This is a genomic window from bacterium (assembly GCA_030654305.1).
In the GTDB taxonomy this organism is placed as follows: domain Bacteria; phylum Krumholzibacteriota; class Krumholzibacteriia; order LZORAL124-64-63; family LZORAL124-64-63; genus PNOJ01.
Map to the genome: position 1 here is coordinate 1 of JAURXS010000163.1, position 11,588 is coordinate 11,588.

Consider the following 11,588-nt stretch of genomic DNA (forward strand, 5'->3'; position numbering starts at 1 on the left):
GCTGGGCGGCGCGACGTTGCTCGTGGTGCCGTTGACCGACAGCTCGTCGCCGGGGCCGACCGGGGTCTGCCCGACGTTCGCGTCCACGCGAAACACGACCTTGACCGGCCGCCAGGTCGTGGTGCAGCGGTCGAAGTGGACCACGGGCAGGTCCAGGGGGCCGAGGATCCCGCCGACGGTGTCGAAGAGCTCGTCGTTCAGGAAGACGCCGCGGTCGCCCTGCGCAAAGCACTCGTAGGCGTCGTTGAGCAGGAACTTGTAGGTCACGTTCTTGCGCGAGCCGGCCGGGAAGGTGACGGCGACGGAGTAGATGCCGTCGGCGGCCGTCGCGTCCGGGGCGACGCCGTCATCAGCCAGCAGGTTGATCGAGGGGACGGTGTAGTCCAGCGGCGCGTCGGAGCCGTTGACCGCCACGACGTCGCCGGGCGTGAAGCCGTAGACGTTCAGGTCCACGTGCAGCAGCACGTCGATGGCGTGGGCGGTGAACTGGGTCGGGTCCGCGTCGTTCCACCACACGTCCAGGACATCCTGGGCGCCGGTGGCGAGGTCCATGACGTGGTTGCGGTTGCCGGCGATCGGCTCGTAGGTCGCGCAGTTGTAGACCCACTTCCACTCCAGGTTGGCCGTGGCGGCGCCGGTGCCGCAGTTGCCGGGCAGGCAGAAGTCGGAGGCGACCTCGTAGACGCCGCCGCCCTGGTCCACGCCGGACATGCCGTCGCACAGCGACCAGGTCAGCGGCAGCGTGCCGCCCTCGACGGTGAAACTGCCGTAGGGGGGCGTCTGGCTCGTCAGGAACTGGCTCATGCGGCCGCGGAACACAACGTTCTTGATGGCGAAGCAGGCCGTGCTGCCCGCGACGATCGGGTTGCCGGCGGCGTCCTGCACGTTGCTCACCGTCACGGTGTACATCGTGGCGCTGGCGCCGATGTCGGCCGCCAGCGCGAGGTGCACGACGTTCTGGTTGAGGGCGTCGCGCGTGGCCGTGTTGACCGTCGCCCCGGTGACCAGGTAGTTGCCGGGCGTCTGCGAGGTGGCGAGCCCGACCGGCTCGCTGAAGGTGACGTCCACGACGCCCGCGGTCAGGTGCTGCGCTCCCGACAGGGTCGGCGGGTCGTTGTCGGCGGCGTTCATGACGGTGAAGGCCAGGTAGTCGATCATCGGGATGTCGACGGGCGTGTCCCAGGTCGTCGAGCCCGGGGTCGAGAGCTGGCTGGCGTCGTTGGCGGCGGCGTCCAGGGGGCCCTTGGTCGGGCTGTCCTGGGTGACCCAGGCCTCGACGTTGATGTTCGCCCCCGGCGCGACGCCCAGCGAGGCAAGCAGCACGCCGATCTCGGCGAAGCCGTTGCCGGCGATCCAGCCGAGCGCCCCGTTGCCGGGCGCCGAGAGGTTGGCCCAGGCGGAGCCGTTCCAGTACATGCCGCCCTGCCAGTTGTTGTCGAGGTTCACGTAGAACATGAAGTCGGGCTTGTTGGCCGCGAGGCTCCACTCGAGCTGCCGGCCCCAGGGATCGAGGGTGCCGCCGGCGGGGGTGCCCACGTCGATGGCGATGCCCAGCTGGACCGTGCCGAAGGTGCCGTTCTCGTGGTCGAAGCCGACGTAGAGCTTCACGGCGTCGTTGGTCACGTAGAAGTCGCCGATGTCGATCTGGGTGAACTGGGTGTCGCCGCCGTCGGCGTCCAGCAGGTTAGCCGGATTGAAATCGTTGACGCCGTCGATGGCGATGGTCTGCGGCACCTGGGCCGCGAGCGCCGTCGGCAGGGCCAGGGCGATCACGGCCAGCAGGGCGGCGCGGACCGGGGTTCGGGTGGTGCGCATGGACATCCTCCTCATTTCACCAGGGTGAGCGTCCGGGTCGCGACCCGGCCGCCGTGAACGAGCTTGCAGACATACGTGCCGGCGGCCAGGGGACGGTCGTCGTCGCCGACGCCGCGCCACGCCACCGCGTGGGGACCGGGGGCCAGCGGTCCGTCGACCAGCACGGCCACGCGTTCCCCCTTCAGGTTGAAGACGGCCAGGCTGACGGGCGCGGCCTCGTCGCCGGGCAACTCGAAACGGATCAGGGTCCGGGGGTTGAAGGGGTTGGGGTACGGCGGCGACAGCGCCAGCAGCGCGGGCGCGGGCGGGACCGCGGTCGTCGTCCAGGCGTCGGGCAGGCCGTCGTCGTCGTCGTCGACGGTGAAGGTCCAGACGGTGTCGATCGTCGGCAGCGCCGCGGCCGCGTTGCTGGGCGCCGAGTCGCCCCCGAGCACGCCGCCGGGCTCGGGGTCCCAGCACAGCGACGCCACCACCGAGAGCGTGGCGCCGGCGGGCACCCGTCCGGCGCCCAGCCCGAACAGGGTGTCCCAGGGGATGGCGATCTCGCTGCCGCCGAGGTCGCCGTTCAGGTGCTGGGAATCGAACGCCGACTCGATCTCGCCGGTGAGGTCGGCGGTCGTCGTCGGCGAGAGGATCCGCCAGAAGGAGTCGCCGTCCCAGACCGACTGGTGCTGGTAGCAGCCGTACTGGAAGTCGGCGCGGAAGCCCGGCGCCGTGAAGAGCGCGCCGCGCTCCCAGACATTGATCGCCGCGAGGTTGGTCTGGCCCGCGGGGCCGCCGGGGTCGGTGTCCAGGTACAGCAGCCAGGAGTTGCCGTCGACCCGGCCGTCGATGGCCAGGTAGAGGTAGGTGTCGTCCCAGCAGGCGTGCAGGCCGTCGATCTCGTTGCTGGCGGTCCACGCGGAGTCCGTGGGGTCGGCCAGGGAGAGGTAGCCGTCCCACTCGCCCGCCTCGATGCGCCCGTCGAGGGCCACGAGCGTCGGCGCGCGCAGCGCGATCGCGACGTCGTCGGCCGCGGTCACGGGCGTGTTGCCGGCGCCGCCGGGGTCGCGCACGGCGTCGGCCGCCACGAGCAGGCGCAGGTCGGCGGGCGCCAGGGCCGCCAGCGCCGCGCCGTCGGCGGCGTCCAGTTGCAGGGTGAGCGCGTAGCCGGCGAGGGTCTCGACCACCGTGGTCGCGGCGCCCAGGACCAGTTCGGCCGCGCCGTCGGCGTCCTCGTCGACGCCGAAGCCCGTCGGGTCCAGCGTGGCCGGCGCCGCCGCCTGGTCGAAGGTCACGACCAGCCGGCGCGAGGTCGGGTAGAAGTCGGCCGCCACGGGCCGCGGTCCGAGGTCGTCGGTCAGCGAGTCGGCCAGCGCGCGCAGTTCGGCGATCTCGCCGCCGGCGCCGGGCGCGCCCGTCACGCCGGCGAACAGCCGCACCGCGAAGGTCCCGGCGCCCTTGATCTCGTCGCCCTTCATGAGCGTGCCGGCGAACTCGCCCTGGTGCGACGCGCCGGCGGTGCCCAGCACCCAGGCCGCGGTCAGGCCGGTCCAGGGATTGCGCTGGCCCATGTAGGCGGCGTCGGCGACCCAGACGCGGTCCATCTGCGCGTTCCACACCAGGTCGACCAGGGAGGGCGAGAAGCCGCTGCGGATCCAGTGGGTGCCCGCGCCCACGCGGTAGACGGCCTCCAGGAAGCTGTCGCCCTCGGTCAGGGTGATCTCCTTGGACACCTCCCCGCGCGTCGCGCGCAGCGTCACGGTCGGGCCGGCGCCCTGGACGACCTGCAGGTCGTAGGTCTCGTGCTGGTGGTCCGGGCTCACGTCGCTGAAGGCGCCGACGTGGTTGGAATCGTTGTAGTCCGCTTCGCCGTTCCAGGAGGCGTTGTCGCTGCCGATGGCCGTGTCGCCGACGCCCGGCCCCTTGACGAACAGGTTGACCAGGCGGCCGCCGGCGGCCTCGAAGACCGCGTACAGGCGGTCGTTGAACAGGACGACCTCGTCGTACCCGTCGTTGTCGACGTCGGCCGCGTAGGCCGCCGTGGTCAGCGCGTAGAGACCCGCGGCCCAGCGCGAGGCCTCGGCGTAGACCAGCGCCTGCTTCACGTGCGCGGAGTAGTTGTGCTCCCAGCCGGGGATCGGCCCCACGATGCCCTCGTGCCAGGCCGTCTCGTAGAGGTTGGTCATCATCACGTACCAGCCGGCCTGCGAGATGTGGTTGTCCGGGGCCGCCATCAGCGCGGTGTAAGCGTCGTTCCACAGGGCGCCGTAGTTCTTGCAGCTGCCGCCCGCGCCGGCGCAGTTGCCGCTGCCGTCGCCGCCGGCGACCCAGGGCACCCAGCCGGCCCAGTGCCCGTACCAGCCGTTGTCGCCGCCGCCGTAGCCGCCGGTGCCGCCGATCTCGCTGTAGGTGCCGGGCACGGGCGAGAAGCTGTCGCCGTTGAAGTTGGGGTTGGTCAGGGCGTCGGCCAGCTTCCAGGTCGCGAGCCAGGCGCTCTCCTGGCTGCACTTGTTGACGAACCAGTCGTAGGTCTCCTTGGCGTTCGGGGTGGCCGAGGCCCAGCCGCCCATCTCGGCGATCGCCTCCCAGTCCTCGCCCGCGACCGCGATGCGGTACTCGCCCACGCCCGACGCCGCCAGCCCCGTCAGGATGTCCAGGGAGCCCTGGCCGTTGCCGCCGACGATGTTGCCGGTGAAGCTGCGGTCGCGCGGGATCAGGCGCAGGCCGTTGGCCGCCAGGAAGTGGATGCGGTGGTTGTCGTGGCCCTGTAGGTGGACGTCGTCGTCCAGGATCACGCCCCAGACGCCGTGCGGTTGGAAGTCGTCGCCGAGCCAGTCGTTGACGCCGTTGGACGGGTAGCCCGAGGTGTTGAGCCAGACGCGCTCGGGGACCCAGGCGACGTGCGGCTCGTAACCGTAGCGCGTGGCGACCATGTCGGTCTCGACGGAGACCGCCCAGTCGTTCATCTCGTCGCGCACGAAGGGCATGATGTGCTGCGCGTAGGCGGAGGTGAGCATGCCGGCCCAGCCCGCGGCCGCGCCGTCGGCGAGCCAGCCGTTGAAGTCCAGCGGGTCGCCGTTGTTGTGCGCCCACTCGGCGGCGGTCTGCAGCGGACCCGAGAGGTGGAAGTTGCCCGGAACGCCGGTCCCCTGGTGCACCTGGAGCGCCTCGTCGAAGCCGCTACCCTCGAGGTCGGCGCTGCGGCCGTGGAAGACGTCGCTGTAGCCGAGGCCCTGGTTCCCGTGCAGGACCAGCGCGCAGTTGGCGGCATACAGCTTGTCGGGCGGATCGCTGACGACGACCGTCTCGCCCGCCAGGGTGCTGACCGTGAACTCGAGGGGACCCGAGGCGAGATCCGGCGGCAGGTCCAGCCAGACCGCGTCGGGATCGCCCGCCCGCTTGCCGGCTCCGGCCGCCGCGTAGGCGTCGCCCGCGAGCCCGAGCCGATCCTCGAACAGGACCCGCGACCCGGCGGCGCCCGCGACGGTCACCCGCAACGGCACCTCGGCCGGGCCCGCGGCCAGGGCGCTGCCGGGGAACAGGCCCGCCGGATTCGCCGCGAGGCTCAGGAAGCTGATGCGCAGCCGGTCGGCGCCCTCGCCGCGGTGCCGCGTCACCGCCAGCACGTCGGCGCAGGGGGGCAGGCCCGGCAGGCGGCCCACGCCGTCGACGCCCAGGACGGTCACCGTCCACCCCGCCGTCTCGATACCGGCGGCTCGGGCGGGGCTGACCGCCAGCGCGACCAAGGTGCCGAACACGAGAAAACCGGCCGTCTTGCGGCCGCAGGGCGAGCGGTGCATGGCATCCCCCCGGGCGCCGCCTCGGCGGCGCCCGCCTTGGATCACGACCAAACAGACGCGTTGGGACGCTCGGGGAGCATCCGGAGCGCAGGATTCCATAGAAGATTGTATCAAAACTTGTTGGGGAATTGCAAGTAGCATCGACCGGGACGGCCGGGATCAGCCTTTGACGCCGCCCAGGGTCAAACCGGAGATCAAATAGCGGCTCAGCACCAGGAACAGCACCACCACCGGGATGCAGACCAGGACCGACCCGGCGGCGTAGTTGGCCCACTCGGTCTGGTAGGTGGTGGCCAGCGACTCGAGGCCCAGCGGCAGGGTGTGCAGTTCGGCGCTCGGCAGCATGACCCGCGCCACGATGAACTCGCTCCAGCCGGTCATGAAGGAGAACAGCCCGGTGATGACCAGCGCCGGCGCGCTCAGGGGCAGGGTCACGCGGCGGAAGGCCTGGAAGCGGCTGGCGCCGTCGATCAGCGCCGCCTCCTCGAGGTCGACCGGGATCGTGTCGTAGTAGCCCTTCATGGTCCAGACGCAGAACGGCAGCGCCGTGGCCACGTAGGCGATCACCACCCCGACCAGGGTGTCCACCAGCTGGACCTTGCGCATGATCATGTACAGGGGCAGCAGCAGCATCGTCGCGGGGAACATCTGGGTCACGAGGATCCCCTGCAGGGCGGCGCCGCGCCCGCGGAAGCGGGAGCGGGAGAAGGCGTAGCCGGCGAGGCTGGCCAGCGACACGCCGATCAGCGCCGTGCTCACCGACACCAGCAGGCTGTTGCGCAGCCAGGTCGGGAACGGCTTGTCGAACAGGATGGCGCGGTAGGCGCCCAGCGTGGCGTCCCGTGGGATCAGGCGCAGGTCGGTGGTGTAGAGCTGGTCGCCGGGCCGCAGCGAGATGTTGACGACCTGCAGGATCGGGTAGATGGAGAACAGCACGAACAGCCAGACCAGCGCGTGCACCCACACGTGGCTCCAGAGCCGGGCCGCCGGGCGCGCGCGCATCAGAACGCCTCCCGGTCCGCGGCGCGCTGGTAGATCTTCACGATCCCGAACAGGGTCAGGAAGATGAAGACCGAGAAGGCCGCCGCGTAGCCGTAGCGGTAGTAGGTGAAGGCGGCCTTGTAGACGTAGGTCACCAGGATGTGGCTCTTGTCGCCCGGTTCGCCCTGCTTGGTCACCAGCCAGATCACGTTGAGGTTGTTGAAGGTCCAGATCGTGCCCAGCACGATCGCCGGCGTCAGCACCGGCTTGAGCATCGGCAGCGTGATCGCCGTGAAGCGGCGCCAGGCGCCGGCCCCGTCGATGCGGGCCGCCTCGTAGAGCTCCTCCGGGATGCTCTGCAGGCCGCCCAGGGCCACGACCATGATGAACGGGAAGCCGAGCCAGATGTTCGTGAGCGTGGCGGCGGCGAAGGCCGTCCACTCCCCGCCCAGCCAGGCCACCGGCCCGAGCCCCAACCGGCCCAGCAGCAGGTTCACCGAGCCGTACTCCAGGTTGAACATGCCGCGCCAGGTCAGCGCCGAGATGTACTGCGGCATGGCCCAGGGCAGGATCAGCAGGGCGCGGTACAGCGGGCGGCCGGGCAGGCGGCGGTTCAGCAGCAGGGCCGCGCCCACGCCCAGGGTCACGTGGAAGACGAGGTTGACGCCCGTCCACAGGAAGGTCCGCAGCAGCACGCTCAGGAATTCCGGCTCGCGCAGCAGCTTCGCGTAGTTGGTCAGCCCGTTGAACGCCGGGTCGCGGAAGTGGAACATGTTCCAGTTCGTGAACGACATCCCGACGTTGTAGAGGAAGGGGTACGCCACCACCAGCAGCAGCACCGCGGCGGTGGGCGCCAGGAACCAGAGGGCCAGGCGGCCGCCCCGGGACTCGAGATCCGCGACCGCGCTGCGGGCGCTCACTCCCGCATCTCCGCGATCAGGCGCACGGCCCGCTCCTGCATGCGGGCGGCGGCCTCCGCGGGCGTCGCCTCGCCGCTGAGGCAGGCCTGGTAGGCGGGGCGCATGGCGTCCCAGATGGCCCGCATCTCGCTGACGATGGGCATGATGCGCCCGTGGTCGACCTGGCGGCGCGAGGCGGCCAGCAGCGGGTCGGCCACCAGTTCCGGGTCGGCGCGCACCTCGATGTCGCCCGGCAGCACCGCCAGCTCGCGCGCCAGGTCCTTCTGCACCTCGGGCGAGGTCAGCCAGCGCAACAGGGCCAGGGTGGCCGGCAGGCTCTTGGCGTGCGTGTAGCGGTTCACCGAGTAGCACTTGGCCGCGGTCATCGGCGTGGGCCACAGCCCGGTGGCGGGGATGCGCGGCAGCAGGCCCAGTTCGATGTCCACGCCGGCCTGCCGGTAGCCGTCCCACGACCAGGGACCGTTGACGATGTAGGCGGCCCGCCCCTCCTTGAACAGCGTGTCGGCCAGCTGGTAGTCGCACTCGCGCGGCATCACGCCGGCGTCCACGAGGCTCTTGAGGAAGGCCAGGGCGTCGATCATGCCCTGCGAATCGAGGGTCGGGTTCGCCTGCGCGTCCATGACCCAGCCGCCGAAGCCGCCCAGCCACGGCACCAGGAAGAAGGGCTCGATGCGGTCGAAGACCACGCCGTAGACCTCGGGCTTGCCGTCGCCGTCGCGGTCGACGGTCAGGCGGCGCAGCTGCTCGACCCAGGCGTCGGCGTCGGCGGGGATCGCGTCGACGTGCGCGCGGTTGGCCACCAGGGTCAGGTGGTTGCCCACCTGGTCGGGCAGGCCCCAGACGTGCCCCTCGAGCGTCGGCAGGCCGGAGGGGTCGAAGCGCGCCAGCACCTCGGGCGGCAGCAGTTCGTCCAGCGGCAGGATCAGGTCCATGATCACGAAGGGGCCGACCTGGTCCGAGGGGCCGTAGACCAGGTTGGGGCCGCCCATGGCCATGGCCGCGGTCTGGAACTGGGTGCGCAGGTCCTCGGTGTTGTAGTTGGCGCGGGAGATGCGGATGGCGGCGTATTCGGGGTGGGCGGTCCGGAACTCGCCGATGTGCTTCTCGAGCAGGGTGCGCTCGCGGGGGTCCATCTGCTCCCAGATCACGACCTGGTCGGCGCGGTCGACTCTTCCACAGCCGCCGGCGGCCGCCAGCAGCGACAGGCAGGCGACGAACGGCGCGGTGCGGTGGGGGCGCGGGCGGTTCATGGTCCTGCGAGGCTACCCCGCCGGGCCCGTCCCGCGCAATCGGAATGTGGTGGCGCGGCGGTCGCCACGCAGCCTATAATGCCGGCTCCCGGAACGCGACCACGTCCACCGACCGGAGCGGGGCGATCCCATGCGAGCCAGCCAACTCCTGCGTACCCGCGCGGCCCTGGCCGCGCTGCTCGTCCTGCTGGGCGCCGCGGGCGCCGCGGCCGAGCCCTTCCACGCACCGACCGTCGACGGACTCATCGCCGGCGACGGCGTCGACTGGGCGTCGCCCGACCGCGTGCTCGACGACTTCGACGACGACGGCAACCAGCGCTCGGGCAACGTCCGGCACCTGTGGCTCACCTGGGACGAAGAGAACCTCTACCTGGGTCTGAACTACCAGGCCCTGGACCGCACGGTCGTGGTCTACCTCGACGCGGGCCTGAACACGGGACCCGCCGACGCCGCGCTGCTCGACCTGTTCCCCCGCGCCCTGGTGCTGCCGCAGGGCCGCCACATCGACCTGATGCTCGCCCAGCACCACACCGGGTTCACGAACCTGGGCACGCTGCGGGCCTGGCGCGTCACCGGCGCGGACGGCGCGGTGACCGAGGTCACCGCCTCGACGCGCAACGCGCAGACCTACGGCGTGGACAGCACCTTCCCCGGCGCGAGCCTCTTCTGGTTCCGCAACGAGATCGCCATCCCCTGGAGCGTGGTCTACCCCGAGGGCGCGCCCGCGCGCGCGGTGCTGCGCGCCGCCATGGCCGTCACCCCCGGCGCCGACGGCTCCGGAGCCGACGACCTCATGCCCGGGCTCGGCCGCCTCGAGGGCGTCGCCGGCCCCATCCAGATCGCGCAGATGCACGCCTCGATCCTCGACCAGGACGGCGACGGCGAGGTCGACCCCCTCGACGCCGGCGCGAGCGGCGCCATCACCCTGCAGCAGGACCCGGGCACCGCGATCGTCACCGCCACGGCCACGCTGACCGACTGGAGCGGTGCGTCGCTGGACTACCCGCTGGCCTCCGTGCGCACCCCGGCGGGCGGACACGAGTACCGGCTCGGCCGCCTGGCGGCCGGCGACTACACGCTGCGGTTCTCCGCGCCGGGCTACTTCCCCGCCGCGATCGACGTCACGGTGGCGGCCGGGCAGGAATTGACCGGCGCCGACGTCACGCTGGAGAAGGCGACCACGATCACCGGCACGCTCTCGCTCGAGCTGGCCGGTTCGCGCGGCGGCTTCACGTTCCGCGCCCCGGACGGGACGGTCCTGGCGGAGCAGCCCCTGCTGCTGCCCAACCAGTTCCCCTACCGCTTCACGTTCTACGTGCAGGAGAGCGGCGACTACGAGCTGGAGGCCTTCGCCGCCAACCACCTGCGCCGGACCTTCACCATCCCGGTGGTCGCGGGCGTCGACGTCGCGGACCTCGCGCTGCAGCTGTCGCGGGCGCCCCTGATCGCCGGCGACATCCAGTTCGCCAGCGGTCCCGGCGCGGCCGGCACCGTGACGATCGGCAACGCGGCCGGCGACACCGTGTTCACGACCACCGCGATCGGGCCGGGCGCCACCGCATTCTCGTTCTACGCGCCACGGCTCGGGGCCCTGACGCTACGCGCCGCCGCCGGCACCTACGCGACCGTCCGGCGGGACGTCACCGCCGTCGCGGGCCAGGACCTCTCCGGGCTCGAGCTGCCGCTGCACCGCCTGCCGCAGCTCGCGGGCTCGATCGGCTTCGCCGACGGGCCCGGCCACGCGGGCCGGCTGATCCTCTCCGGAGGTGTCGCCGTCCCCGACACGCTGGACTTCCCCGCGGACGGCGGCACGTTCGCCGAAGGCTCCGGCGAGCTGCCCCCCTTCTTCGTGCCCGCCGGAACCTACCGGCTCACCGCCGAGGCGGACGGCTACGTGCCGCAGACCCGGGAGCTGGTCGTGCCGGACGCGCCGGACCAGACGGTGGACGCGGGCGCGACGTCGCTCGCGGCGGTGCGGGCCGACCGCCTGCGCCTGCTGGACGACCAGGGGTTGCCGACGGTGAGCGTCTCGGCCACCGTCTCGGTCCCCGCCGACGACTTCTATTCCTACGCCCTGCTGCTGCTCGAAGCGGTCGACGCCGACGGGCGCCGCGACCTCTACGACCTCGACGCCAAGCTGTCGGGCCTGCCCCTGACCGCGCGCAAGCTCGACGACGTCTCGCCGCCGAGCGGCGACGCGCGCTTCCTGGGGAGCGAGGATTTCGAGGACGTCATCACCACCGCGAGCGCGCAGGACGGCCTGGTGAGGCTCTGGATCGCCGACGACGCCGTCGAGGTGCTGCGGCTCTACGTGGGGCCGGACGTGCCCGACCCCCTCAAGCAGGGACCCGTGCCGCCGACGGCGCGCTTCATGGTGGGGTTCAACGACCCGCGCCCGGCGGTCGTCGTGCTCGCGGCCGAGCGGGACACACTGCGCACCGACGGCCTGGACGCCGTGCTGGTCTCGGCGCAGCTCTACGACTCCGCCGGGAACGCCAGCCTCATCCCGGACATCGCGGTCACCTTCTCGGTCGCCACGGCCTCGACCGGCGTCGGCGCCTTCACCGTCCCGACGGTGACCACCAACGCCGACGGGTTCGCCGTGGCCGAACTGACGGCCACCGGCACCGGCGTGCTGCAGATCGACGCGGCCGTGGCCATCGACGGCGACGTCCTGGAGGTCCGCACCGGAGGTCCCGACGGGCCCGTCGGGCGGCTGCCGGTGGTCGTGATCCCCGGCGTCACGGTGTCGTGGCGGATCGCCGCCTCGGCGGGCACCGCCGGCATCGCCGTCCCGGCGACGATCGTCGCCCAGCTGATCGACGCCTACGGCAACCCCA

At 71.9% G+C, this 11,588-nt stretch carries 6 protein-coding genes; 1 reads left to right on the forward strand and 5 read right to left on the reverse strand.

The genetic code is table 11. From position 1 onward, the window contains the following. The 5 genes from Q7W29_04475 to Q7W29_04495 all read right to left on the reverse strand — a co-directional run. The coding region (locus Q7W29_04475; GenBank protein MDO9171071.1) for an Ig-like domain-containing protein at positions 1–1,815 on the reverse strand (1,815 nt) is incomplete at its 3' end. A gap of 11 nt (positions 1,816–1,826) precedes the next feature. Then, positions 1,827–5,597, reverse strand: a complete 3,771-nt coding sequence (locus Q7W29_04480; protein ID MDO9171072.1) for a hypothetical protein — start codon at positions 5,595–5,597, stop codon at positions 1,827–1,829. 159 nt (positions 5,598–5,756) lie between these two features. After that, positions 5,757–6,599, reverse strand: coding sequence for a sugar ABC transporter permease (locus Q7W29_04485; protein ID MDO9171073.1), 843 nt, complete (start codon positions 6,597–6,599; stop codon positions 5,757–5,759). Continuing rightward, on the reverse strand, positions 6,599–7,498 hold the full coding sequence (locus Q7W29_04490; GenBank protein MDO9171074.1) for a sugar ABC transporter permease: 900 nt from the start codon (positions 7,496–7,498) through the stop codon (positions 6,599–6,601). The genes Q7W29_04485 and Q7W29_04490 overlap by 1 nt, the downstream gene beginning before the upstream one ends. Then, positions 7,495–8,748 carry an extracellular solute-binding protein gene (locus tag Q7W29_04495; protein MDO9171075.1) on the reverse strand — a complete coding sequence of 418 codons (1,254 nt, stop codon included), beginning with the start codon at positions 8,746–8,748 and terminating at the stop codon, positions 7,495–7,497. Before Q7W29_04495 ends, Q7W29_04490 begins: the two co-directional genes overlap by 4 nt. A gap of 130 nt (positions 8,749–8,878) precedes the next feature. Here Q7W29_04495 and Q7W29_04500 point away from each other — a divergent pair. After that, on the forward strand, positions 8,879–11,588 hold a 2,710-nt coding region (locus Q7W29_04500), incomplete at its 3' end, for a carboxypeptidase regulatory-like domain-containing protein (protein MDO9171076.1).